Below are 24479 nucleotides of genomic sequence, written 5' to 3' on the forward strand. Positions count from 1 at the left end.
GCTAGGGCCTGCCAGCCGGATCGGCGCAAAGGGATTCTTGCCGCCCCCGCAGCGACACCTCGACGCAACGGCCGGAGATGCCCAGAAGGCGCATGGCATGCGCCCTGCCAGGCCCCACGGCTTCAGGGCGCCCGCGCACGAAAAGCAAGGTCTGGCCGTCGACCCGGACCTCGGCCATGAGCTTGGCCCCCACCCCGTAGATCGCGACGAGACGGGCCGGCGAAGGCTGCGCGGCAAGCGGCAAGGCCGTGCTCAAGGCGGTGGTGCCCATGGCGGGCTTGCCCGCGGCACGCAGGCGCTGCAGGGCCTGGGCTGTTTCAAGCCGCATCAGCTCGCGCACCGAGATCTGGTCGGAGGCCAGTTGATCGACCTCATTCGCCCGGGGCTGGCCCATGCAGCCCGCTGCCATGGCCAGCAGCACTGCCGCCCTCGTCCATGGCCGATACGTGAGCCTGCTCGGCAGAAGGGGCATTCGCGGAGTTATCGGCTTCGTAGAGTTCATAAAGGTCTCCTTGAAACGTGGCGCGCAAGCGGCTGGACACAAGCGTGGGATGCGGGGTGTCGCCCAGGACCAATGTGATGGATCGCCAGGCAATGGAACGGGTATGAGGCAGCAACAGGCTAATGGAGCGCAGCGGCCCTTCAAAATCGACGGTTCTTTTTGCATAGCCATGCAGGCCCGCGGGGCGCGGCAAGGGGCGGCCCGCGTCATCCAGGGGTGGCGGAACCTCGACCGGGCGCGCGGGACCCAGCACCACACGGCTGAAGGCCGGACGTATGCCCTGCCAGGCGCTTTGAACGTGGCGCCGAATGTCGGCGGCGGTATCGATGTGGCCACGCCCCATGGGCGTAATCTCGGTACGGAAGGACCAGGAGGCGCCCGCCCTGTCTATCGTGGGGAACTCCAGCTGCCAGTCTTGCGGCGCCGCCGCAAGCAGGCCCTGGTTGTCGGCGCCATGTCGCTTGCGGTCGTAGTCGGCATTGCAGCGCCACGAGCTGGCGCTTGCGCTGCAATTGACCCGCAGCAGCGTCCAGCCCGCAATCGCGGCGGGAACCTGGTACAAGTGGCGCAGCACGGCATGCGTGGCCGCCACGCCGTGGATGGCAATGCCCTGCTCGGCCAAGGCGAAGGCCTTGCTCCATCGCAACAGGATCTCGTGCTCGTCCAAGCCAAAAGAGCCCGGCCGCGCAACCGCCGAATCCGCCGGGTTCTTCAGCGCAACCCATGCAAGAACCGTCGCGGCCAACACAAGCATGCCCAGCAGCCACCGGCGGCGGCGATGGCCCGTGTTCTTCAATGCCGTGCCCGCGTCTGACGCGGCCGCCAGGGCTTCGAGCGTCAGGCCGTCGCCTTCAGGATGCAGGACAGTGAGTCGAGGGTATGCCCGCCGCAGCTCGTGCATGGCCTGTTCAGCCTGTCCGGGCAAGCGATACACGACATCGGTTCTTGCGATGACCGCGCCTTCATGCACGGCTACCAGCCAGTGGCCTTCGGGTTCGACGGGCACAATGGCGGCCACGCTTCCGGAAGGATGCAGCCGCGCCATGTTCTGCGCTGCGGAATGAGCGGTTCGCGGCCCGCCTGTCGCCCGCGCGCGCAAAAAACCATAGCCGAAGGACGCCGGAGCATCGCCGTCTAGAACGATGTGCGTGGCATTGTGCCGGCGGGCGATGCGCCGTGCCGCGGTCGAGGCCCGGCCGCTGATCAGGGGCAGCCAGTGCAAGCCGAAGGCCAGGTCGACCGAAAGGACGGAGCGGATCAGAATATGGTGCATGCCCTAATAGCCTTCTTCGAGTTGTGCGGTGACAACCATGATGGTGGTCAGATGCTGGCTCGAAGCACGGTCGCTGCCGCCAAGAAGCATGGGAAAGCCCGGATTGAGCCGGCGCGCCTCGGACTCTTCCTGGCGCCGCTCAAAGCCCGAGATCACCAGCGGCTGGCCGGGCCATAACGCCACTTGCTGCACCGTGCCGTTGCCATCGATGGCGATTTGCTGCAATTGCAGCGGATGGGCCTTGTCTCCGAACGTGACCGACTTGAGCGGCTGGGCCACGGTATTGTCATAGGCCACCGAAAGCAGTATCTGGCCGTCTTCCTGGGCATCGGGCACGAGGGTCAGCAAAGAGCCCACCGTTTCTTCGCGCTGGCTGACCGATACCGTGGGCAGCGCGGCGCCAGCTCCGTCGGGCAGCGCCGTCGTCTGGACCTGATCGATATACGAGAAGGTGGTGCGCACCGCATGCGAAACCGGCCTGCGATTCAATGTGAGCACCGGCAGGCTGCTGCGCCTGACGATTTTCCCGGCCTGTCCAAGCGCCTGGACAATGACCTCGGAACCGCTGAAAGGCCCCTGCTTCAGGCCCAGGCCCAGACCTCCGGCCTGTTCCAGACCGGTCCCCGGCATGAATGCCGCCGCGGCAACCCGGGCACTGGAAAATATCAGGTTCCAGTCCAGTCCCGCCTCGGCGGACTCATGGGTGGCCAGTGTGATTTCATCTACGATGAGCCGCACGCGCCGTGTAAGAGAACGGTTTTCGTGGTCAAGATATTGCGCGATGCGCTGCAGGACGTCGGGTGTATCGGTGACCACGACTGTCGAGCTGGCGCCGGGCTCGGCCACCACTACGCCCGCCTGCGAAAGAAACGGCTCGATGCGCTGGCGCACGACTTCCATGAGGGACGCCTTGCCGCCCGTCAGGCGCGTCTTGGACGCGCTTGAAAAGCCATGGCCCGTGGCCTCGGTTCCCGACCCCAGCGCCGCCTCGGCATCGGCATTCAGGGTAAGCGCCCGGACATTGAACATGCGGGTTTCGGTTCGATAGAACTCGATGCGGCGGTCGGCATAGCGCCACTGCACGCCCAGGGCCGCCCCGATGCGGTCAAGCAGGCTGCTCAAGGGGCCGGGTTCCCCGGCCAGGTGCATGGTTGCCGCCGCGCCGACCCCCGGCGCGGCGTTGCCGGCGGTGCCCGCCAGGCGCGGGGTAAAGCGTTCTTGCGGCAGCAGCGCGTCGGGCCGGACATGAACAGGAATGCCGGTGGCCAGCGTGATGCGCTGGGCGATCGCCGGCAAGTCGAGCGCCGCGCCGGGAAACACCAGCGTAGTGCGCACATCGGCCCTGAGCGCGGGCGGCAGTGTCACCTCGCGAGCCAATGGCTGCGCGCGCCCGGCCAGCCAGGGCCGGTCAACGTGCTGCGCCGCGCGCCGCAGCTCGGCATTGCCTACCATATCGGCGAAGACGCTGCGCTGGCCGCTTACCTGGGCGTGGGTGGCCTCGGCCGACAAGGCGATCTCGCGCAGCTTTTGCTCGAGGGCGCAGCCATGCAGCAGGGCCGTTGCGCAAATCGCGCACAGAAGACGCAGACCGCGCATCAGGCTTGCTCCAGGGGAGCGCTGCGGTCGCAGTTTTGCGCATAGGGCACCACGCGCAGAACCTTGTTGGCATAAAAGCAGGGCTGCAGCGGCCGGTCCGAGAGCTCGGTGGAAGCCAGCAGTTGCTGCACCGCCTGGTCGAACTCAAGCGAGAACACAGCGGAACCCACAATGGGGATGTCGACATCGACGGCCCAGTGCTCGGCCTCGAAGGTCCATCCGGACGACGCGGCCCAGCGCCGCAAGGCCAGGCGGATGTTGCCGTCTTGGGGTGAAACCTGGAATATGGGCGCACGGGATGCACGCTTGGGCAACGGCTCGGGCAGTGCCGCCTCGATCATGGAACCGGAAGGAAGCGCGTCTTGTTTGCCCGCCGGCATTTCAACCGGCGCCGCTATGGCCTGCGACGCAATGGCCAAAGACCCGGACGGGGCCAAAGCCGTGGGCGGCTCGTTCGACACCACGGGAGAGGCCGCCGCGGGTTCCATGCCCGCCTCGGCGCCCTGCATGGAACCCGCGGCGGCCATGCGTTCGGCACGGCTCTCGAGCGAGCCGGCCCGCAGCACCAGAAGCGGCCAGACGCCATCCAGCACAACATAAGGGCCGTGGCGTCGGTAGTGCAAAAGCCGGTCGCCCTGCCCTTCGCGGGCAAAGATCGCCGGCAGGGCCTGATCGGGCGAAAACTGCAGCCAGGTGCTGCGCCCGTCGTCAAACACCTGCAGCGGCCCCGCACGATGATCGCCCGACAGACGCCATGAAAAATAGTAGCCGCCGGGGACACGGGACTCTGGCTCGCCGCCCAAGGGGCCGAACAACGCCCAGTCAGGCAGGTTCGTGCAACCGGAAGCCGATATTGCCCAGACGGCCGCTGCCGCGCACAACCAAGAACGCCTCGCCATTGTTCCACCCGTTTCGCCATGTGTGATGGAGCACATGGTCTACGGGCTCAAGCAGGGGCGCTAGACCGAGTTATACGCATGGAACGATTCGTCCCTCTCACCACCGACATTTTATGGCCGGGACAAAACCCTTCTGAGCCATGAGGCTATACCGAACTCTTAAGAAAACACTTGACCCACATTCCGATTTCCGTCACAAATTGCTCACAGCAAGTAAAACTAAATATTCAATTTGTCACAGTACGCGCAGTGTCAGTCTGGTACTCTGGCTCCGGCGGAGCAGCCACCCATAACCATCCCCGGAGGGCACGCTGCGCAAGCCTGCAAAGGCATCGGCCGCCGACCGGCATGGCCCTGGCCATCCGGCCCAAGCGGTACACGGCAAAGCACAACACACAACAATTATGCTGCCCACTCGACCACGGCCCGCCACAAGCGTGTCCTGAAGCATCGCCCACCAGATCTTCGGGCAAAAGGGTCGACAACGGCACACTACTCAGGAGACCACCATGAACGAAATCATCGAGCAGTACTGGGCCCGTGCACTGAAAATTACACGCCAATACGAATCAGGTGAAGTCAATTTCGCCGACCTTACCGGCCTGGGCGACGAATTTGCCGCTTCGTTCATCGAGCAGTTGAACGAAATGCCCGAACCCCTGCGCGCGCGCTATTGCGCAGGGCTTGAAACCAAACTCAGCACGGCCATCGCTCAAAACGGCCCCGACAGCAACGCGGGCCAGGCGTTCAGCGAACTTCGGGTTTCCATCACCCGCACTCCCATCTACTAGGCTCTGCGCCCCTACCCCGCCTTGTGCCCCCGTTCCGGGCACAAGGCCCTCCAAAACCGCCCTTTGCCGGCGCGAACACGGGCGCGTGTTCTCAGGGCGACATGTGCCCGCTAGAATAGCGGCATGAAAATAGGGTTCCTGGTACTTAGCATATTGGCCATGGCCGCCACTTGGTGGTGGGCAACACGTCGCCGCCTGACGCCCCGAAGCCTGAGTTGGCGGGAAAAACAGCGCATCGTGCTGCAAAGCCTGCTGGCGGGCGTGGCCGTTTATTTTGTACTGCTGCTGGGAGCGGGCATCTATTTGGCGCTTGCTAGCTAAAGGCGCCACAGGCAGACGCACTTTTTTCGCCACGCAAAATTACCCGCCTTGTTGCCCCACTTCAATCTCTTGCGCAGATAGAATAGAATGTAATGAACTTTACATTCGGTGCCTTGTCATACGCCATTTTGTAACATTTGTACTGCGCCGGGTCCTCATCGGGATCACCGTGCGGCTGTACAGACCACCACAGAATACTATGCGCCGCCATCACCCCACACGTCCGGTCTTTCTGCTGCTCTGCCTGCTTGGGGCCACCTTGGGCGGGGCCTCTGCGGCGTCCACCAACTGGCCGGCGGCGCCCTCCCGCCTGGTCTTCGACACCCCCTATGGCACCCTTCAGGTCCAAAACAACGAATATGTCTACGAATCCCGGCTGCACTTCAACAACACCGACGTCGCGCCGGTAGTCGAGGGCCTGCTCAATATTCCCTATGCATTCAGCCTTCCGGCGGCGCAGGTCGCGCTTGTGTCCATCAGCACCGGCGACCCCGAATGCCCGGTCTCGTACCGGTGGGTGGTGCTCGAGGAAAAAGGCTACACCCTGTCCAACTCGTTCGGTTCATGCTCCGATCAGATCAAGGTCAGCGTCAAGGGGCACACTTTCCTGGTACAAACGCCTAATAGCCAGATGCCCGGTAAAATAGACGTATATGCCTACGACGGCAAGACGGTGCGCAAGCGCACCCAGCCCTGATCACTCTTTGCCCATACCGCCTTGACAACCTCTCCCGCCGACTCCTGGGGCTTCCTGCACCCCGAATGCCACGGCCAGAACGCCCTGCTTTTCTTCAGCTGGGACCTGGCCAAAACGATAGAACAGCAGTTCAAGCTGCACGCCGACTCGCCGGTTTCAACCCAATTGCTTGAAGCGCAAAAAGCCGTCGACCGCCTTCTTAAGCAATATGTGCAGATTCAGGCCAACCCCAAGGCCTTTGAAGGCCAAAGCATCACCCTGAAACTGGAACAAGACGATTCCGACGCCCAGGGCGTGCCGGTTCTGGCCCTCCAGACGTCTCCCGAGCTCGAGGCGCTTATTCTCGAAATGCAGTCGCAGCTTCAGTCGTCGCAATCGATCAACTGAAGCGCCTTCCCTAGCGCGAAGACTCGCGCAATTGCAGGACCTCTTGGTCCAAGGCCACGGCATGCGTGCCGGTCAGGCCTTCCCGAATGGCGTCCTGAAGCAGCTCGAGCAGCTCTTCGCCGCGTCTTTCTATGAACATCGAGGGCACATAGATCGTGTCGCCGCGGCTCAGATACAAAAGGCATCCTTCGTCATCTTCGAAATATCCCTTGATCCGGCCTTCAATGCCCCTGTTCAACCGTTTTATGAATTCACCGTAAGCCACTTCGAGTTCCAGGACTAATTGAGCGTTGTCTCACACAAACGCGATGCCCGAAGCTTATCCATAGAGACTCCCCTTGTAAAGATACAAACGGCGTAGTCTTACTAGTACTTTTGTCATGGTATCGACGGGCCCATGCACGACGAGATATAGCCTGCACCAATGATGGGTTAAGCTAGATAGCGCCACCCACACAAGCGCCGCCTCACCAAGGAGCCCCTATGCGTCCTTCTACCGCCGCCGATACGTTTGGTGCCGAAGCCGAAGCCCTGTTCCAGGAACTTGCCTCAGGGTCCACCGAAGGAATCCTCGTGTTGGATAAACGGGGCCGCATCGCCTGGGTGAACGAAGCGGCGTTGCGCATGCATGATGCGCACCGAATGGACGAGCTTGGCGACACGGCGGTGGGCTATCGCAAGCGCTACCAATTGCACTATCGCACCCGACGCAAGCTGCCCGCCGGGCAATATCCGATAGACCGCCTGATGCGCGCAGGAGGCTTCCACGATCTTTGTGTGCACGTAACGCGCAAGGACGACGACGAGTTTCATCGCGTATTCCAGTTTCGCGGACTGGCGCTGGACCAGGTCGCCGACTCCTGCGGCGCCCTCGTGCTGCAGGACGCCACCCAACGGTTCGAGGCCCAAGAGCGCTTCGAACGGACATTCGACGTCAACCCTGCTCCTGCCATCATCTGCAGGGTGTCCGACCTGCGCTACATCAAGGTCAACAACGGCTTCGTGCAAATGACCGGCTACAGCCAGCGCAGCCTGCTGGGCAGTTCATCGTACGAAATCGACGTGCTGCGCCAGGCCGAGCAGCGCGACAAGGCCATCGAGTGCCTCAAGCACGGGCAGACCATTCCCCAGATGGAGGCCGTGCTGCGACAGGCCGACGGCAGCGACAAGTACGTCGTCGTCGCCGGCCAGCCCCTGGACGTCGACGGCGAACCATGCATGTTGTTCACATTCATCGATCTGACTGCGCGCAAGCAGGTCGAGCAAGACCTGCGCCAGTCCGAAGAGCGCTTCTCGACCGCTTTCAGGCTCGCGCCCGTGCCCATGGCGCTCAGCTCCATAGAAGAAGGCAAGCTGCTCGAGATCAATGAAGCCTTCCTGCAGGTTACCGGCCACGCCGACAAAGAAGATGCCAACCAGGCCTTGAGCAGGCAACAGCTCTGGGTCGATCCGCAGACCCATCAGAAGCTGGCCGGGCAACTCGAGCGCAACAGCAGCTTGCGCAACGTCGAGCTGCAGCTGCGGCTGCGATCCGGGCAGTTCCTCGACTGCCTGGCTTCGGCCGAGATTGTCACCATCGGCTCCTTGCGCTGCATACTCTGGGTGGTCCAAGACATCACCCAGCGCAAGCGCACAGAAGCCGAGCTCATGCAAGCCATTGAAGCCGTCATGCAGGATGCGTCCTGGTTCAGCCGCTCCGTCGTCGAAAAACTGGCCCAGCTGCGCGGACGCCATGGCGCCGCCAGCAACCAGACCGAACTGGCCGACCTGACCCTGCGCGAACAGGAAATCCTGCACCTCATGTGCCAAGGCAAGGAAGACCGCGAGATCAGCGAAGCGCTGGGCATCTCGCGCCACACGGTGCGCAACCATGTGGCGGCCATCTACAGCAAGATAGGCGTGCACCGGCGCGGCGCCGCCATCATTTGGGCGCTTGAACGCGGCATAGGCGGATAAACACTTCATTTACCCATAGTTTCGGAACATCGGCCCATGGAAAACCTTCCGGACACCCCGACGCTCGAGCCCGTCCTGGTTCCAGGCCAGAACTGCTGGCGAATCGAACGCTGCGCCCGGGCAACAGTCATCGTCGACGCCGCCGACTACTACCATTTCATAGGCCAGGCCATGGCCGCCGCGCAACAGCGGATCCTGATCATCGGCTGGGATTTCGACACCCGCGTACAGCTCGAACCCACCGAACGCCATGGCGAAACCCTGGGGCAATTCTTTCTTTCGCTGGCAAAAAACAATCCCCGGCGCCGTATCGATATTCTCAAATGGAGTTTCGGCGCGAAAAAGCAATTCCTTCACCCTCGCGCCGCGTGGATGCTGTGGCGGTGGGCACGTACAAAAGCCATCGAGTTCTACTTCGACAGCGCACATCCGCCCGGCTGCAGCCATCATCAGAAAATCGTCGTGCTAGACGACCATCTGGCCGTTTGCGGCGGAATCGATATCGCCACGGGGCGCTGGGACACACCCGATCATGCCGACGACGCACCCTGCCGGCGCTTGCCCGATGGCAAGCCCTACCCCCCATGGCACGATGCCACCATGATGCTGACCGGCCCCGTCGCATCCGTACTGGGCGAACTGGGCAGCGACCGCTGGTTCCACGCCACGCATAGAAAGCTCGATCCCATTCACGGCGCCGAAAACGATGTCTGGCCCCAAGACCTTGCCATCCAGTTCCAGAACGTGTCCATAGGCGTGGCGCGCACGCGGGCCTGCTACGAAGATCTGCCCGAGATACGTGAAATCGAAGCCCTGTACCTGGACATGATCGCAGCGGCCCGGCGCTTTGTTTATATCGAAAACCAGTATTTCACCTCGGCCAAGATCGCCGCGGCCATCGCCAGGCGCCTCGAGGAAGCGAACCCGCCCGAATTCGTGCTGGTCATGCCGCGTACCGCGGACGGATGGCTGGAACAAATGGCCATGGATGCGGCGCGCGTCCAGCTGGTGCGCCAGATTGCTGAAAGCGACAGCAAGAAACGGTTCCGCATCTACGTGCCCGTTACCCGGAACGGGGCCGACATCTACGTACATGCCAAAGTGTCCATCGTCGATGACCGCCTGCTGCGCATCGGCTCGTCGAACCTCAACAATCGGTCGTTGGGGCTTGATAGCGAATGCGACGTCATCATCGACTCGGCACTCCAACCCAACCGGGAAACGCCCAAGGCGATCACCCATTTGCGTACCCGGCTTCTCGCCGAACACCTTGGCGTCGATGCAGACACGTTCGCCGCCGGGTTCGAACGCAGCGGCTCGCTGATCCACACCATCGAGTCGCTGCGCGGAAGCGGCAAGACCCTCGAATTGCTCGACCTGGTCGAGCCGGGGCCTCTTGACGAATACATTGCCCAGAACGAACTGCTCGACCCTGAAAGCGCGGACGGCTTCCTCGAACCCATGAGCCAGCGCGGCCTGAAGAAACGCTGGGCGCAGGGCCTGGCCAGATTGCGGCGGCGCCGAAAGACATGACAAAAGGTGCGGGTGCCCCACCTCAGAAGGCGTGGCAAGTCTCTGGCAGCGACTGCCCCGCCCCTACACAGAGGCCGGCTCCGCCCCCCATTTGAGCCGGCGGCTACAATGGAGGCTCATTCAAGGAGTCTTATGTTGAAATTCAAGCCCGAAGCGCGGGCGTATCTTATAGAAATCCGGGCCCTGTCGACCGACAGGGAAGACAACGACGTATTTGTGGGCATGACCTTCGAAGAATCGGTTTGGTACGCAAACTATCTCGAAGAATCGTTCGCCGGAACCTCCGACCGATCCGATAGTTCAGAGAGAAAATATCTCGCTCTACACGATAAGCATGAGGAGGCGCGCCGAACGATCCTGGCCGGCGAATCGCTCATGCGCAGTACCGCCACTCAGTAGCGCTCACAAATCGGCGGCGCTTTAGCCAGCTGTCACGTTTCCGGCATATGCCGAGCCGGAAAAGAAAAAGCCGCGTAAAACGCGGCTTTAACTTATTGGTACTGCGGTAATTCTGGTGGGGCCTGTGGGACTCGAACCCACGACCAAAAGATTAAGAGTCTTCTGCTCTACCAACTGAGCTAAAGCCCCGCCGGAATTTTAACAGAGTTTTTTGTCCTGTCTGGGCCGGCGGGCATTTTTTTTATCAGACGTCGCGAGCCAGTTCGGGCGCAAGGCCCAGGTAAGTGCGCGGCGTCATGGCAAGCAGGCGCGCCTTGGGTTCGGCGGGCAGATCAAGACCGGCGATGAACTCGCCCAGGGCCTCTTGCGTAATGCCCTTGCCGCGCGTCAGCGCCTTGAGCTGCTCGTAGGGCTGGGGCAGGCCGTAGCGGCGCATTACCGTCTGGACCGGCTCGGCCAGCACTTCCCAGCAACCGTCGATGTCGGCATCGATGGCTGCGGCGTTCAGCTCGAGCTTGTCCAGTCCCCGCAGGCATGAATCCCACGCCACCGCGCAATACCCCAGGGCCACGCCCAGGTTGCGCAGCACGGTCGAATCGGTCAGGTCGCGCTGCCAGCGCGAGACGGGCAGCTTTTCAGACAGATGCTTGAGCAACGCGTTGGCCAGGCCGATATTGCCCTCTGAGTTCTCGAAGTCGATCGGGTTGACCTTGTGCGGCATTGTGGACGAGCCCACCTCGCCTTCTTTCAGGCGCTGCTTGAAGTAACCCAGCGAAATATAGGCCCAGATGTCGCGATTGAGGTCGAGCAGTATGGTGTTGGCGCGCGCTACCGAATCGAACAATGCCGCCATCCAGTCGTGGGGCTCGATCTGTATGGTGTGGCGGTTCTGGGTCAGTCCCAGTTCACCCAGCACCCGGGCGCTGAAAGCGGGCCAGTCGATTTCAGGGTAGGCGGCGACGTGCGCGTTGTAATTGCCCGTGGCGCCGTTGAGCTTGGCCAGGGGCTCGACCGCCCGGACGGCCTGCAGGGCGCGCTCGAGGCGTGCGGCCACGTTGGCGAATTCTTTGCCCAGCGTGGTGGGGCTGGCCGGCTGGCCATGGGTGCGCGACAGCAGGGGCTGGTCGGCGAACTGGTTCGCAAAGCCCTTGAGGCGATCAAGCAGTTGCCCCAGCCGCGGCACGATGAACTGTTCACGCGCACGGCTCAGCATGAGCGCGTGCGAGGTGTTGTTGATGTCTTCAGAGGTGCAGGCAAAATGGATGAACTCGGCCGCCCCGGAAAGCTGAGCATTGCCGGCCACCCGTTCTTTAAGCCAGTATTCCACCGCCTTGACGTCATGGTTGGTGGTTTTTTCGATTTCCTTGATGCGCGCGGCATCGGACTCGGAAAAATCGGCGACCAGCTGTCGCAGGGTGGCACGCGACTCGTCCGAGAAAGCGGGCAGCTCGGGCAGGCCCGCTTCGGCCAGGCCAAGCAGCCAGGCCACCTCGACTTCGACCCGGTGAGCCATGAAGCCGGCCTCGGACAACAGGGCGCGAAGTGGATCCGCCTTGGCGGCATAGCGCCCGTCCAGGGGCGAAAGGGCGTTCAGTGGGCTGAGCTGCTGGGCAATTTGCATGACGTTCACAGGTTGAAAAAATCAAGGCGCATTTTAGCATTCGGCGGGTTCCGTCCCCTTTTTGCCCGGGCCGGCTGCAATGGGCGCCGCCTGCGCCGCGAATAAACCACACATTGTGTAAAACAGCTGATGGAACAAGGCATGCGGGACGCGGCAGCACCCTCTTGGGGGGCTTCCCTGCTATACTTTTTGAGCCTGCAACTTTCCGACTTTGCCATGAAACTTTTTGGTTCGTTGACAAGCCCTTACGTGCGCAAGGTGCGCGTCGTGATGGCCGAAAAAAAGCTCGAATACGAGCTCGTTCTCGATGACGTATGGTCGGAAACATCCCAGATCCAGCAATACAATCCTTTGGGCAAGGTTCCCTGTCTGGTCATGGACGACGGCGGCAGCTTGTTCGATTCGCGCGTCATCGTCGAATACCTTGACACCCTCTCGCCCGTGGGCCGCCTGCTGCCCCAGGCGGGGCGCGACCGCACCGCCACCAAATGCTGGGAAGCCATCGCCGACGGCGTCATGGACGCTTCGGTTGCCATCCAGGTCGAAAACACGCAACGCCCCGAACACTTGCGCAGCCCCGACTGGATCAACCGCCAGCATGGCAAGATCAATGCCGCGCTCGAGTTCATGGAACAAGGCCTCGAGCCCAATGCCTTCTGTATGGGCGTCAACTTCAGCCTGGCCGATGTCGCGGTGGGCTGTGCGCTGGGCTACCTCGATCTTCGCCTTGGCCAGATCGATTGGCGCAGCCAATATCCCAACCTGGCCCTGCTGGCCGAAAAGCTGCACGATCGGCCGTCGTTCACCGCCAGCGCTCCCCCCGCGCCGGCCGGCCAATCCCAAACGCAAGACATCGCCCTGAACCCGTAATACAGGCCGGGCATTCGTTCGCTGCAGCGAAAAGCCGAGCTCTCGCTCGGCTTTTTTTACCTGCCTCGCATCGCGAAGCACAGGACACACGGCAATGGCCGAAGCCTTTCCTACACGATGATGCCGCCGCCCAGGCAGATGTCGCCGTCATATAGTACGGCGGACTGCCCCGGCGTCACGGCCCATTGCTGTTCGTCGAAGCTCAGCCGGAACTCTCCCCCGGGCGTGGCCTGTTCAAGGTTGCAGCGCGCATCGGGCTGGCGATAGCGCGTCTTGGCGGCGTAGCTGCCCGGCGGCGGCGGGCCGCCCGAGATCCAGCTGGCGTCCTGCGCCTGCAGGCTGTCGGAAAGCAGCCATGGATGATCATGGCCCTGCACGACATAGAGCGTATTGTTCTGGATGTCCTTGCGCGCGCTGTACCAGGCATCGGCCGTGCCGTCGGCGCGCTGCCGCCCCTTCACCCCGCCTATGCCCAGGCCCTTGCGCTGCCCCAGCGTATAGAAGGCCAGGCCAATGTGCCGGCCCAGCTCTTCTCCTTCAGGAGTCTTGACCGGCCCTTCCTGCGTGGGCAGATAGCGGTTGAGGAACTCGCGGAAAGGCCGCTCGCCGATAAAGCAGATGCCGGTCGAATCTTTTTTGGCCGCGTTGGGCAGGCCAAGTTCGGCCGCAATGCGGCGCACCTCGGTCTTGGGCAGCTCGCCCAGAGGGAACAAGGTGCGCGACAATTGCGCCTGGTTCAAGCGATGCAGGAAATAGCTTTGGTCCTTGGTGGCATCGAGCCCCTTCAGCAGTTCAAAGCGGCTGCCCTGCCCCGACGGCACTTCGCGCACCCGCGCATAGTGGCCCGTGGCAATGCGCTCGGCGCCCAACGTCATCGCATGATCAAGAAAGGCCTTGAACTTGATCTCGGCATTGCACAGGATGTCGGGATTAGGCGTGCGGCCGGCCGAATACTCGCGCAGGAACTCCGCGAAAACGCGGTCCTTGTATTCGTCGGCAAAATTGACAGCCTCGATCTCGACGCCGATGAGGTCGGCCACGCTGGCCGCATCCAGCCAGTCTTGCCGGGTCGAACAGTATTCGGAATCGTCGTCGTCTTCCCAGTTCTTCATGAACAGGCCGACGACCTCATAGCCCTGCTGCTTGAGCAGCCACGCACTGACGGACGAATCGACGCCGCCGGACATGCCGACGACGACGCGTCCCTTGTTTGTTGAAGAAGAAATCATGGCATTATTTTAGAGCACACCGGCCCGGACGCCGCTTTAGAACACACAGCTTCGGTCGCCACTCCGTACACATCCAGCCCGCCCCCAGTGCGAGCGCAAGATCATGCGCCCTGAGCCATTCTCACACCAGCCTCAAACGCCAGCCGTCGCGGGCGATGCGGTTCAGCCCGGGCGTTGGAGGGCGCTGCCACAAACCGCCCGACCGCCCGGGCTGAACCGCATCGCCTGCGGCGGCGCTTAAGGACCCCAGATCACACTCAAGAAAGAAATAGCGGCATCGAAAATACGGGGGGATCGAAAACCAACATCGCGCCTATCTCGCCCGAACGAGTTCAGGACCCCTAACCCTCTTCGGAAGGAGGAGGAATCGTCTTCCCCGGATTCAGTATGTGATGCGGATCAAAAGCCTGCTTCAAGGCCCGCATCATGTCGAGCGCACCTTCGCCGTGCTCCGCCTGCATGAATTCCATCTTGTGCAGCCCCACCCCATGCTCGCCCGTGCAAGTGCCGCCCATCGCGATGGCCCGCTCGACCAGACGGCGGTTGATGAGCTCGGATTCGCGCCATTCTTCCGGTTTGTCCGGGTCTATCATCATCAGCACATGGAAGTTGCCGTCGCCCACATGCCCCACGATGGTGTGCGGAAAACTTGCCGTCTCGAGATCGGCCGCGGTTGCGCTGACACAATGTGCCAGCTGCGAAATCGGCACGCAGACGTCGGTTGTCGTAGCCCGACAACCGGGCCGCATCTGCACCCCTGCAAAGTAGGCGTGATGCCTGGCCGTCCACAAGCGCGTGCGGTCTTCGGGATGTTCGGCCCACTGAAAATCGGTGCCGCCATGCCCGGCGGTAATTTCGCCCACGGCCAATGCCTGCTCTTTCACACCCTCGGGACTGCCATGGAACTCGAACAGCAGCAGCGGCGATTCGGCCAGATCGAGCTTGCTGTACGCATTGGTGGCCTTGACCGCATCCGTGTCCATGAACTCTACGCGGGCAATGGGCACCCCCATCTGGATGATCTCGATGACGCTGTTCACGGCGGCTTCGAGCGTGGGAAAGTTGCATACCGCGGCCGATACCGCCTCGGGCTGGGGATACAGCCGCACGGTCGCCTCGGCGATGATGCCCAGCGTGCCTTCGCTGCCTACGAAGACTCCGGTAAGGTCGTAGCCCGCCGACGATTTGCGGGCCCGCGAACCCGTGTGGACGATGCGGCCATCGGCCGTTACCACCTTGAGCGCCATGACGTTGTCGCGCATGGTGCCGTAGCGCACGGCGTTGGTGCCCGACGCGCGCGTGGAAGCCATGCCGCCCAGGGTGGCGTCGGCGCCCGGATCGACCGGAAAGAACAACCCCGTGTCGCGCAGATGCTCGTTGAGCTGCTTGCGCCGCACGCCTGCCTGCACCGTTACGCATTGGTCTTCGGCGTCGACCGACAAGATGCGGTCCATGCCCGACAGATCAAGGCTGATGCCGCCCTGCACGGCCAGCACGTGGCCCTCGAGCGACGAGCCCGCGCCAAACGGAATAAGGGGCACCTTGTGCCGATGGCAATGGGCTGCCACCCAGGCAATGTCTTCGATGCTTGCCGCATGAACGACGCCGTCCGGCAACATCGGCGGATACGGGGACTCGTCGCGTCCGTGGTGCGCGCGCACCGCCTCGGACGTGGAGAAAGCCGTGCCGAACCGCTCGCGCAGCGCCTCGAGAAAGCCCTGCGGAATGGCGCGGCGGGCTGATTGGCCTTGCAGCATTGGATTCATGTGGACTCCGGTTCGGCGGTGGCTGGGCATGGCGCCGCGCCGGCGTGCGGCGCGGCGATGGGCCTCAGGCCGCGCTGGACTGCACTGTTACCCCGCGCCGCGCAAGCACCGCCTCGGACAGGCGCTCGAGCACCTGGACGGAGGTGTCCCAGTCGATGCAGCCATCGGTAATGCTTTGCCCATAGACAAGCGGCTTGCCGGCGACGAGGTCCTGGCGTCCCCCGACGAGATGGCTTTCGACCATCACGCCACAGATGCGCTGGTCGCCCGAGGCCACCTGGCCGCAGACGTCGTCGATGACCAGGGGCTGACGGGCGTAGTCTTTGTTGCTGTTGGCGTGGCTTGCATCGATCATGATGCGTGGCTTGAGACCCGCCTTGAGCAGGTCTTGGCAAGCGGCCTCGACGCTGGCGGCATCATAGTTGGGATGCTTGCCGCCGCGCAGGATCACGTGGCAGTCTTCGTTGCCCACCGTAGACACAATGGCCGAATGCCCGCCCTTGGTCACCGACAGGAAATGGTGCGGCTGCGACGCCGCTTTGATGGCGTCGATGGCAATGCGCACATTGCCGTCTGTGCCGTTCTTGAAGCCGACCGGGCATGACAGGCCGGAAGACAGTTCGCGGTGAACCTGGCTTTCGGTGGTGCGCGCCCCGATGGCACCCCAGGAGACCAGGTCGGCAATGTACTGCGGCGTGATCATGTCGAGGAATTCGCAACCGGCAGGCAGGCCCATGGCGTTGACCTCGAGCAGCAGCTGGCGCGCAGTGCGCAGCCCCTGGTTGATGTTGAAGCTGCCGTCCAGGTTGGGGTCATTGATAAGGCCTTTCCAGCCCACCGTGGTGCGGGGTTTTTCGAAGTACACCCGCATGATGATCTCGAGCTCGCCCTTGAAGCGCTCACGCTGCTCTTTGAGTCGATTGGCGTATTCGAGGGCGCCCTTGGTGTTGTGGATGGAACACGGGCCGATCACCACGACGAGGCGGTCGTCGGCATCGTGAAGTACGTCATGCACGGCGCGGCGCGCGGCATAGACGGTTTGAGACGCTTCGCGGGTGCTGGCAAACTCGCGCATGACGTGCGATGGGGGGCTGAGTTCTTTGATTTCTCGGATACGTAAATCGTCGGTATTGTGTGACACGAGCTACTCCAGTGATTACCAGCGGCAAGACGGTATAAAAAAAGCCGCCTAGCTTCCTTGCTGGCGGCTTTTTAGGAATTGGGTGTTTTTTAGTGCGTACAGCGCTTCCCTTCCTCCACCAGCGGTGTTGGAAAAGCATAAAAATAAAAGAAAGCGTAGGCGGCACGATTCATGCTGGCCATATTACCACGAGCCCAGACAATCTGACAAGAAAAAATCAGCCACTTGAGCGGCTTCTTCCCATTAATTTGAAGTGAAATGATTTTGTACTGTATCATTCTTACAAGAATTAATTACACGCGCTGCCCCATGGCGCGGCGAATCCAAGCGTGATCCATATACAGAAAAGACAGCTGAAAACAAAGCATGGGCTGGCAGCGCTACTGGCGGCCGTGCTGATGATTTGCGCCATGGGGCTTGCCCAAGCCGCCTCTTTGCAGCAGATCAAGCAGCGCGGCAGCCTGCGCATCGCCGTAGCCAACGAAATCCCCTATGGCTATATGGACCTGCAAGGCAAACCGCAAGGCGTGGGGCCCGACGTGGCCCGGCACATCGCCACGCAACTGGGCATTCCCAAGATAGAGTGGATCAGCACTACGTTCAGCGCCCTCATTCCGGGCTTGCGCGCCAGGCGTTTCGACATGGTGGCCGCCGAAATGGCCATCCTTCCCCAGCGCTGCGGCCATGTATTGTTTTCCGAACCCAACAGCTCGTACGGGGAAGGCCTGCTGGTGGCCAAGGGCAACCCGAAGGAAATTCATTCCTTCGAGCACTTCGCCCGATCCAAAGACAAAGTGGCCATCATGGCCGGCGCCGACCAGCTTGAGATGATGCAGGCCCTGGACGTGCCGCAAGAACGCATGGTTACCATCTCGAGCAACTCCGACGCCATTTCCACTGTGGCCACCGGCCGTGCCGCGGCCTATGCGGCAACCAGCGCCACCATCCACCAGTTGGTGGACAAAGACGACAGGGTCGAGGCGGCCGCTGAATTTACCGACCCCGTCATCAACGGAGAGCCGGTGCGCAGCTGGGGAGCCTTTACCTTCAACCTGGATTCCAAAGAATTACAGCGTGCGGTCGACGAAGAACTCGCGCGATTCAAGCAGACCGACGCATGGCGTCAAATAATGACTCGCCACGGGTTCAGCGAGGCGGACGCCGATGAATCGTTCAATCGCACCCGCGAACAATTATGCGCGGCCCATTGACCGCCTGATGGCCATGGGCACGCCAGGGCGCTCCGGCAACCGCGCTTGCCGGGCCCCCGCGGCGGCGCTCGAGCCGAGGAGACCTGAATGCACTGGATGAACTATATAGCGCCCTTGCTGGAAGGCGCCTGGGTCACCGTCCAGCTGACCATCATTTCAACCATAGGCGGCGCGTTTTTCTCCTTTCTGTTCGGCATCGGCCGGCTCTCTCCGAACCGCACGGCGCGCTATCTGTCGGTGGGCTTCATCGAGGTGTTCCGCGGCACGTCGCTGCTGGTGCAATTGTTCTGGCTGTATTTTGCCCTGCCCCTGATCGGCGAGGCGATAGGCATCAACCTCAGGCTGCCCCCCGTGGCGGCGGGCGCGCTGGCCCTGAGCCTGAACATCGGCGCCTACGGGGCCGAGGTGGTGCGCGGTGCGCTGCAAGCCGTGCCGCGCGAACAGTTCGAGGTGGCCAAGTCGCTGGACTTCACCCCGCGCCAGACACTGTGGCGCATCAGCCTGCCCCAGGCCATCCCCGAAATGATGCCCAGCTTCGGCAATCTGGCCGTCCAGAACCTGAAGGACACTGCGCTGGTCTCCTTGATCAGCCTGGGCGACCTGGCCTTCAAGGCTGAACAGATCCGCAACTTCACCCAAGACAGCACCACCATCTATTCCATCCTGCTGCTGATGTATTTCGGCATGGCACTGGTGCTGACCGCCATCATGAAGCTGCTCGAGCGCTCGGTCGGGCGCTGGCGCGCAGGGAGAGCCTGATGTTGTTCGGCATTGAATGGAACACAAGCAATGACTGGCTGTTCGCCGCATCGATACTGCCCATCCTGCTGCGCGGCCTGCTGGTCACCATACAGGCCACCGTGGTGGGCTTTCTGGTGGCGGCCGTGCTGGGGCTGGTGCTGGCCGCGCTGAAGGCCGCGCGCTCCCCCCTGATCGCCTGGCCGGCCCGCGCGCTGACCGAGTTCCTGCGCGACACTCCCCTGCTGGTGCAACTGTTCTTCCTGTACTACGTACTGCCCGAATACGGGATACTGCTGCCCGCCTTCCTGACCGGCGCGCTGGCGCTGGGCGTGCAATACAGCGCCTATATGTCGGAGGTGTACCGCGCGGGGCTCGAGTCCGTGGCCCGCGGCCAGACCGAGGCCGCCCGCGCGCTCGACCTCTCGCCCCTGCGGACCTTCGGCGTCATCATCCTGCCCCAGGCCGTGCCGCGCATCATCCCGGCGCTGGGCAACTACCTGGTCTCCATCATGAAAGACGTGCCCGTGCTGTCGGTCGTGTCGGTGCTGGAGATGCTCAAGGTCGCCCAGATCATCGGCGACCGCAGTTTCTATTACGTCATACCGCTTTCCATGGTGGGCGCCCTGTACCTGGTGCTCACGCTGATCGCGTCGGCGGGAGTCCGCTATCTGGACACCCGCCTTCCAAAACGAGGACTGCCGCTGAAATGAACGAACAAGCCATCATCCGCTTCGAGCGCGTCGTCAAGCGTTTCGGCGACGTCACTGTGCTGGACGAGCTCGACTTTCACGTCGACAAGGGCGAGAAGGTCACCATCATCGGCCCCTCGGGCTCGGGCAAATCCACGGTGCTGCGCATCCTCATGACACTGGAGGACATCGACGAGGGCGTGATCCATGTCGCGGGCAAGCCGCTGTGGCATGAAGAGCGCAATGGAACCCTGGTGCCGGCCAGCGAGGCCCACTTGCGCCGCATGCGCAAGGAAATGGGCATGGTGTTCCAGCAGTTCAACCTGTTTCCCCATATGACCGTGCGCCGCAACATCACCGAAGCGCCCGTCCACGTGCTGAAGCTTTCGCGGCACGAGGCACGCCAGCGCGCCGACGAATACCTGGAACTTGTCGGCCTGAGCGAGCACGCCGACAAATTCCCCAGCCAGCTTTCAGGCGGCCAGCAGCAGCGGGTGGCCATCGCGCGGGCGCTGGCCATGCGGCCCGGCATCATGCTGTTCGACGAACCCACCTCGGCGCTCGACCCCGAGCTCGTGGGAGAAGTCCTGACCGTCATCCAGCGGCTGGCCCAGGAGCATGACCTGACCATGCTGCTGGTCACGCACGAGATGCAATTCGCCAAGCAGATCTCGGACCGCATCTGCTTCTTCGACAAGGGCCGCGTGCTGGAAGACGGCCCGCCCGAGCAATTGTTCACCGAACCCCGGGAAGCCCGCACGCGCGAGTTCCTGAACGCCTTCCTGAACCCGGCTTAAGCGTCCTGCGCCTCGGGCGGCCTTCCTCGCGAGGGCAACAAAAAAGCCCGAAGGCCGCAAGGGGCTTCGAGCTTTCCCGCTTTACAGGGGCCGCCGCCGAACGGCGAACCCTCGGGCCATTACGCCACGGTGCTGGCCGCGTCCGCCGGCTCCAGCGCCGAGAAATCCTTGCGTGCGGCAATGTACTCGGGCCGCGGCTTCAAGCCGTACTTGGGCGGATTGAGCGTGTTCTGCACGCTGTTGTACACCATGAAGACATTGGCGCGGGGCCACGGCGAGATATTGCCCGTGGAGCCGTGCATGGCATTGCAATCGAAGAACACCACCGAACCGGCCTTGCCCGTCATCTGGCGGATGCCGCCCTGATCGGCCAGCAGCTGCAGGCTGAGCGGGTCGGGCACCCCGTACTCCTGGGCGCGCAGCGACTTCTTGTAATTCTCGTCGGGCGTCTGGCCCTGGCACGAGATGAACTGCATGTGCGAACCGGGGATGAGCATCAGCGGCCCGTTGCACTCGTTATTGTCGGTCAGCAGTACCGAGCAGCTGACGGCGCGCATATTGGGCATGCCGTCCTCGACGTGCCAGGTCTCGAAGTCGGAATGCCAGTAGAACTCTTTGCCCTTGAAACCCGGCTTCATGTTGGCCCGCGATTGATGCATGTAGACTTCGGAGCCTAATATCTGCCGCGCCACGTGGATCAGGCGCGGGTCGCGCGCCAGCGCGGCAATGCGCTCGCTCAGTTCGTGCACCCGGAAGATGGAGCGCACGGCATCGCTGCCGGGCTCGCGTATCGCTTCCTTCAGGCTGGTGATGTCGCTGTCCACGCTCATGCGCTTGACTTCATCCAGCAAGGCCTCGACTTCTTCAGCGCTGAAGAGATCCTGCAGCATGATGAAGCCGTCGCGATTGTAGTTTGCAATCTGCTCTGCGCCGAGCGCGTCGGCGTAGCCCCCGCCCTCGTATACGACCGGATCCTGCCGGGCGATAATGGCCGACCCCCGGTCCGTTCGCGAAACGTATAAATCACCCATAGTCATAGCTTGCTCCTTTCAGTGCGGGCCGGAAAGGCGCGGCGGCCTGCGAGAGCCGCCGGGCGCCTCCGCCCGCCCGATGTTCGAAAGCCTAGGCCGCGTCGGTGACCGCAGCCGGATAGACTCCGTCCTCGTCGTGAACCTCGAATCCCGTCAGGGGCGGATTGAACACGCAGATCACCCGCAAAGGTTCCTTGCCGCCGCGCAACCAGTGCTCGTCGTGCTGGTCCAGCGCATAGACCACTCCCGGGCCCAACGCATACTTCTTGCCGTCGGCAATGGTCTCGACTTCTCCGTCGCCCTCGATGCACCACACCGCTTCCAGATGGTTCTGGTAGTGGATGTGGGTTTCGGTGCCCGGAAAAATAACGGTTTCGTGAAACGAAAAACCCATGCCGTCCTTCTGCAGCAGCACGCGGCGGCTGAGCCAGGTCTCGGTCTTTACTTCGTGTTCGGTGCCAATCACGTCCTTCACGTTCTTGACTATCATCGACGCTTACCTCCAAATTTCAAAACATGGGCGCTGGAACTCACGCCCTTCTCGTGCAAAACCTGCGCCACGCTGCGCTCGATTATCTCCAGGCCCTTCTTGAGCTGTTCCTCGGGTATGGTCAGCGCCGGAAGCACCTTCAGCACTTCGTCGTTGGCGCCGGAAGTCTCGATGACCAGGCCCTGCTCGAACGCCTTGCGCGCAAACTGATTGGCCATATCGTCGCCGACCGGCGTGACCAGGCCCTGGATGAGGCCGCGGCCGCGCACGCTCAGATCAGCCATGGGATAGCTATGAACCAGATTCTCGAGCCAATCGCGCACCATGCCCGCCTTGCGCTGCACGTCGGCGGCGAATGCCTCGTCGGCCCAGTAACTATCCAATGCCTGCGAAGCAGTCACGAAAGCCATGTTGTTGCCGCGGAAGGTGCCGCTGTGGGCGCCCGGCTTCCAGATGTCCAGTTCGGGCTTGAACAACACCAGCGACATCGGCAGGCCGAATCCCGACAGGGACTTGGACAAGGTGATGATGTCGGGGCTGATGCCGGCCGACTCGAAACTGAAGAAGCTGCCCGTACGGCCGCAACCCACCTGGATGTCGTCCACGATGAGCAGCATGTCGTACTGGCGGCAGAGCCTTTCAAGGTCTTTCAGCCAGCGCACCGTGGCAACGTTGACACCGCCCTCGCCCTGCACCGTTTCGACGATGACCGCTGCGGGACGGTCCATGCCGCTGCTGGGATCCTCGAGCATGCGCTCGAGATAGCTGATTGTGTTCACGTCGGGGCCAAAGTAACCGTCATAGGGCATGAACGACGTATTGGCCAGCGACACGCCCGCCGCATCGCGAAACTTGGCGTTGGCGGTTACGGCCAGCGAGCCACCGCTTACGCCATGAAAGCCATGCGTGAACGAAATGACATTAGGACGGCCCTTGATCTGGCGGGCCAGCTTCAGGGCGGCTTCGACGGCGTTGGTGCCGGTCGGGCCGGTGAACTGCAGCTTGTATTGCCAGTTGCGCGGCTTCAGCAGCACGCGATCGACCGTTTCAAGAAAATCCTTCTTGGCCGTGGTGGCCATGTCCAGGCCGTGTATGACGCCATCGGACTCCAGGTACTCAATGACCTTGGCCTTGAAGATGGGATTGTTGTGTCCGTAGTTCAGGGTGCCCGCGCCGCTGAAGAAGTCGATATATTCCCTTCCAGCTTCGTCCAGCAGCAAAGAGCCGCGCGCCTGATTGAAAATCACCGGGAACGACCGGACGTAGCCGCGGACCTCGGACTCCATCCGGTCAAAAATATTCAAATCCATAATCTCTTCCTCTCAAGTTATTGGTTTCACGTATCGAAACAGCCCGGGCCCTCGCGGACCCGCGCCGCCCTGCATGCGCCCTGCAAGGCAGCGATCAAAAATAAACCGCAACAGCTAGATATCGGGGGGAGGCAGGCGCAATGGCCCGATGCGGATGAGCCGCTCGTCGTCGTGACAGGCGTCGCCGAACAAGTGGCTGTCGAAAAGTGCGCTTTCCGACACATCGGCATGCAAGTGGCGGGCCAGGCCCGCGAACATTCCGCGCGAAGCCGCATTCTCGGGCCCCACGGTGGTTTCGATGTAGCGTATGTGCGAAAGCTGCAGGCGGGCCAGCAGGTCGAGCAGCATGCGCCGGCCCAGGCTGCGGCCGCGCGCCCTTTCATGCACGGCCACCTGCCATACGAACAGCACGTCGGGCTTGCCGGGTGGGATGTAGGCCGAGATGAAACCGTCCGGGCCCTGCGGCCCTTCGGCAAGAACGCATGTCTGCCGGAAATGCTCGGAAAGAAGCAGGTAGGTGTAGATCGAGTTCAGGTCCAGTGGCGGACACTGTTCGATGAGCCTGTGGATGGCAGAAGCGTCTGCCTTGTTCGGAAGGCGCAGTTCCGAGTGGTGTCCGTTTTGCGATGGGCTCGCGCCGGACACGATATTGGGCTGCGCGGAAAGATAAGTGTCTGTGTCGTCAGTCAAACTACCAAACCCGATTCAGGCGGGATGCGCCCGTCGGGAACCTCTAGTATTGGAGAAGCAAGCTCGGTCGAGACCTCAACCGGCGTTACACCGCCGGACTCCATGAGGTCGACGATGCGCTCGAGTGAGAGCGTGATCGTGGCCTGCTCCAGTTCAGGTAGCTCGTTCAGGGCGTCCGCCAGCTTTTTTTGCAGCGGCGACGGGGTTTCCCGAGCGAGCGTGATGCCGGCCTGTGTGGCCGAAACGAATACGATGCGGCGGTCTTCTCGTCCGCGTTCGCGCCGGATCAATTCCTTGTCTTCCAGACGGTCGAGAATGCCCACGACCGTGCTGGCGCTGACGTGGATTTCGCGGCTGATGGCCGTGGCCGTCATGGGGCCTTTTTCGACGATCGCGCGCAGGCAGATGAGCTGCGGGGCAGTAATGTTGCTGCCCGCTGCCAACTGCCGCGAATGCAGCGCAATGGATCGCGTGATGCGGCGCAGGGCACGCAAAATACGCAAATCGTACGCTTGAGGTTCAACGAAATCCGTCATGAT

General features: G+C 62.3%; 26 protein-coding genes and 1 tRNA gene. 12 read left to right on the forward strand and 15 right to left on the reverse strand.

The window, feature by feature from the left end; translation table 11 throughout:
* Window position 1: 1 nt before the first annotated feature.
* Genes C7440_RS15065 through C7440_RS15080 form a run of 4 tightly spaced genes read right to left on the reverse strand, consistent with a single transcriptional unit; the run spans window position 2 to window position 4270 of the window.
* On the reverse strand, window positions 2–421 hold the full coding sequence (locus C7440_RS15065; protein ID WP_133244300.1) for a hypothetical protein: 420 nt from the start codon (window positions 419–421) through the stop codon (window positions 2–4).
* A complete protein-coding gene (locus C7440_RS15070) occupies window positions 372–1775 on the reverse strand; it encodes a type 4b pilus protein PilO2 (RefSeq protein ID WP_017524654.1) in 1404 nt (467 codons plus the stop codon). The genes C7440_RS15065 and C7440_RS15070 overlap by 50 nt, the downstream gene beginning before the upstream one ends.
* Window positions 1776–1778: 3 nt before the next feature.
* On the reverse strand, window positions 1779–3371 hold the full coding sequence (locus C7440_RS15075; protein ID WP_017524655.1) for a hypothetical protein: 1593 nt from the start codon (window positions 3369–3371) through the stop codon (window positions 1779–1781).
* Entirely contained in the window at window positions 3371–4270 is a 900-nt protein-coding gene (locus C7440_RS15080) for a TrbG/VirB9 family P-type conjugative transfer protein (RefSeq protein WP_083851291.1), read from the reverse strand. Before C7440_RS15080 ends, C7440_RS15075 begins: the two co-directional genes overlap by 1 nt.
* 509 nt (window positions 4271–4779) lie before the next feature.
* Here C7440_RS15080 and C7440_RS15085 point away from each other — a divergent pair.
* The 4 genes from C7440_RS15085 to C7440_RS15100 all read left to right on the forward strand — a co-directional run bounded on the left by C7440_RS15085 (window position 4780) and on the right by C7440_RS15100 (window position 6466).
* A complete protein-coding gene (locus tag C7440_RS15085; protein WP_017524657.1) occupies window positions 4780–5061 on the forward strand; it encodes a hypothetical protein in 282 nt (93 codons plus the stop codon).
* Window positions 5062–5184: 123 nt separating this feature from the next.
* Window positions 5185–5382: a hypothetical protein gene (locus tag C7440_RS15090; protein ID WP_017524658.1), complete on the forward strand. Its 198-nt coding sequence runs from the start codon at window positions 5185–5187 to the stop codon at window positions 5380–5382.
* A 199-nt stretch (window positions 5383–5581) separates the two neighbouring features.
* Entirely contained in the window at window positions 5582–6079 is a 498-nt protein-coding gene (locus C7440_RS15095) for a hypothetical protein (protein WP_116519098.1), read from the forward strand.
* Between the two features lie 21 nt (window positions 6080–6100).
* Window positions 6101–6466 carry a hypothetical protein gene (locus tag C7440_RS15100; RefSeq protein ID WP_017524660.1) on the forward strand — a complete coding sequence of 122 codons (366 nt, stop codon included), beginning with the start codon at window positions 6101–6103 and terminating at the stop codon, window positions 6464–6466.
* Between the two features lie 10 nt (window positions 6467–6476).
* Here the strand turns inward: C7440_RS15100 and C7440_RS19905 are convergent, their stop codons facing one another.
* Window positions 6477–6644, reverse strand: coding sequence for a hypothetical protein (locus tag C7440_RS19905; protein ID WP_157787577.1), 168 nt, complete (start codon window positions 6642–6644; stop codon window positions 6477–6479).
* A 305-nt stretch (window positions 6645–6949) separates the two neighbouring features.
* On the opposite strand from C7440_RS19905, the gene C7440_RS15110 reads away from it, so the two are divergent.
* The 3 genes from C7440_RS15110 (at window position 6950) to C7440_RS15120 (ending at window position 10354) form a co-directional block, all read left to right on the forward strand.
* A complete protein-coding gene (locus C7440_RS15110; RefSeq protein WP_017524662.1) occupies window positions 6950–8422 on the forward strand; it encodes a helix-turn-helix transcriptional regulator in 1473 nt (490 codons plus the stop codon).
* A 36-nt stretch (window positions 8423–8458) separates the two neighbouring features.
* Complete coding sequence (locus C7440_RS15115; protein WP_017524663.1) at window positions 8459–9955, forward strand: phospholipase D-like domain-containing protein; 1497 nt, start codon at window positions 8459–8461, stop codon at window positions 9953–9955.
* Between the two features lie 132 nt (window positions 9956–10087).
* A complete protein-coding gene (locus C7440_RS15120; RefSeq protein WP_017524664.1) occupies window positions 10088–10354 on the forward strand; it encodes a hypothetical protein in 267 nt (88 codons plus the stop codon).
* Window positions 10355–10467: 113 nt separating this feature from the next.
* Here the strand turns inward: C7440_RS15120 and C7440_RS15125 are convergent.
* Both C7440_RS15125 and purB read right to left on the reverse strand, forming a co-directional pair.
* Window positions 10468–10543 (reverse strand) — tRNA-Lys (locus C7440_RS15125).
* A gap of 55 nt (window positions 10544–10598) precedes the next feature.
* Entirely contained in the window at window positions 10599–11975 is a 1377-nt protein-coding gene (gene purB / locus C7440_RS15130; protein WP_017525385.1) for an adenylosuccinate lyase, read from the reverse strand.
* 216 nt (window positions 11976–12191) lie between these two features.
* On the opposite strand from purB, the gene C7440_RS15135 reads away from it, so the two are divergent.
* Entirely contained in the window at window positions 12192–12845 is a 654-nt protein-coding gene (locus tag C7440_RS15135) for a glutathione S-transferase N-terminal domain-containing protein (RefSeq protein ID WP_051019311.1), read from the forward strand.
* A gap of 110 nt (window positions 12846–12955) precedes the next feature.
* Here C7440_RS15135 and mnmA read toward each other — a convergent pair whose 3' ends face one another.
* The 3 genes from mnmA to aroG form a co-directional block, all read right to left on the reverse strand.
* A complete protein-coding gene (gene mnmA / locus C7440_RS15140) occupies window positions 12956–14074 on the reverse strand; it encodes a tRNA 2-thiouridine(34) synthase MnmA (protein WP_116519100.1) in 1119 nt (372 codons plus the stop codon).
* A 341-nt stretch (window positions 14075–14415) separates the two neighbouring features.
* Window positions 14416–15831: an FAD-binding oxidoreductase gene (locus C7440_RS15145; protein ID WP_371743497.1), complete on the reverse strand. Its 1416-nt coding sequence runs from the start codon at window positions 15829–15831 to the stop codon at window positions 14416–14418.
* A gap of 73 nt (window positions 15832–15904) precedes the next feature.
* Entirely contained in the window at window positions 15905–16981 is a 1077-nt protein-coding gene (aroG, locus tag C7440_RS15150; RefSeq protein WP_026068126.1) for a 3-deoxy-7-phosphoheptulonate synthase AroG, read from the reverse strand.
* A gap of 392 nt (window positions 16982–17373) precedes the next feature.
* Here aroG and ehuB point away from each other — a divergent pair, with 392 nt between their 5' ends.
* The 4 genes from ehuB to ehuA all read left to right on the forward strand — a co-directional run bounded on the left by ehuB (window position 17374) and on the right by ehuA (window position 20419).
* Entirely contained in the window at window positions 17374–18192 is an 819-nt protein-coding gene (ehuB, locus tag C7440_RS15155; protein ID WP_279305868.1) for an ectoine/hydroxyectoine ABC transporter substrate-binding protein EhuB, read from the forward strand.
* 87 nt (window positions 18193–18279) lie between these two features.
* Window positions 18280–18951, forward strand: a complete 672-nt coding sequence (gene ehuC / locus C7440_RS15160; protein WP_026068124.1) for an ectoine/hydroxyectoine ABC transporter permease subunit EhuC — start codon at window positions 18280–18282, stop codon at window positions 18949–18951.
* Window positions 18951–19643, forward strand: coding sequence for an ectoine/hydroxyectoine ABC transporter permease subunit EhuD (gene ehuD / locus C7440_RS15165; protein ID WP_017525378.1), 693 nt, complete (start codon window positions 18951–18953; stop codon window positions 19641–19643). The genes ehuC and ehuD overlap by 1 nt, the downstream gene beginning before the upstream one ends.
* Window positions 19640–20419, forward strand: a complete 780-nt coding sequence (gene ehuA / locus C7440_RS15170; RefSeq protein ID WP_017525377.1) for an ectoine/hydroxyectoine ABC transporter ATP-binding protein EhuA — start codon at window positions 19640–19642, stop codon at window positions 20417–20419. The genes ehuD and ehuA overlap by 4 nt, the downstream gene beginning before the upstream one ends.
* Window positions 20420–20538: 119 nt before the next feature.
* Here the strand turns inward: ehuA and thpD are convergent, their stop codons facing one another.
* From thpD to C7440_RS15195, 5 genes are all read right to left on the reverse strand, one after another.
* Window positions 20539–21456 carry an ectoine hydroxylase gene (thpD, locus tag C7440_RS15175; protein WP_116519102.1) on the reverse strand — a complete coding sequence of 306 codons (918 nt, stop codon included), beginning with the start codon at window positions 21454–21456 and terminating at the stop codon, window positions 20539–20541.
* An 85-nt stretch (window positions 21457–21541) separates the two neighbouring features.
* Window positions 21542–21940: an ectoine synthase gene (locus C7440_RS15180; RefSeq protein WP_116519103.1), complete on the reverse strand. Its 399-nt coding sequence runs from the start codon at window positions 21938–21940 to the stop codon at window positions 21542–21544.
* Complete coding sequence (gene ectB / locus C7440_RS15185) at window positions 21937–23250, reverse strand: diaminobutyrate--2-oxoglutarate transaminase (protein ID WP_116519104.1); 1314 nt, start codon at window positions 23248–23250, stop codon at window positions 21937–21939. The genes C7440_RS15180 and ectB overlap by 4 nt, the downstream gene beginning before the upstream one ends.
* Before the next feature lie 114 nt (window positions 23251–23364).
* Complete coding sequence (gene ectA / locus C7440_RS15190) at window positions 23365–23898, reverse strand: diaminobutyrate acetyltransferase (protein ID WP_243410941.1); 534 nt, start codon at window positions 23896–23898, stop codon at window positions 23365–23367.
* Window positions 23899–23936: 38 nt separating this feature from the next.
* Window positions 23937–24476: a MarR family winged helix-turn-helix transcriptional regulator gene (locus C7440_RS15195; protein ID WP_017525372.1), complete on the reverse strand. Its 540-nt coding sequence runs from the start codon at window positions 24474–24476 to the stop codon at window positions 23937–23939.
* Window positions 24477–24479: the final 3 nt, after the last annotated feature.

This window comes from Pusillimonas noertemannii, assembly GCF_003096595.1.
In the GTDB taxonomy this organism is placed as follows: domain Bacteria; phylum Pseudomonadota; class Gammaproteobacteria; order Burkholderiales; family Burkholderiaceae_B; genus Pusillimonas; species Pusillimonas noertemannii.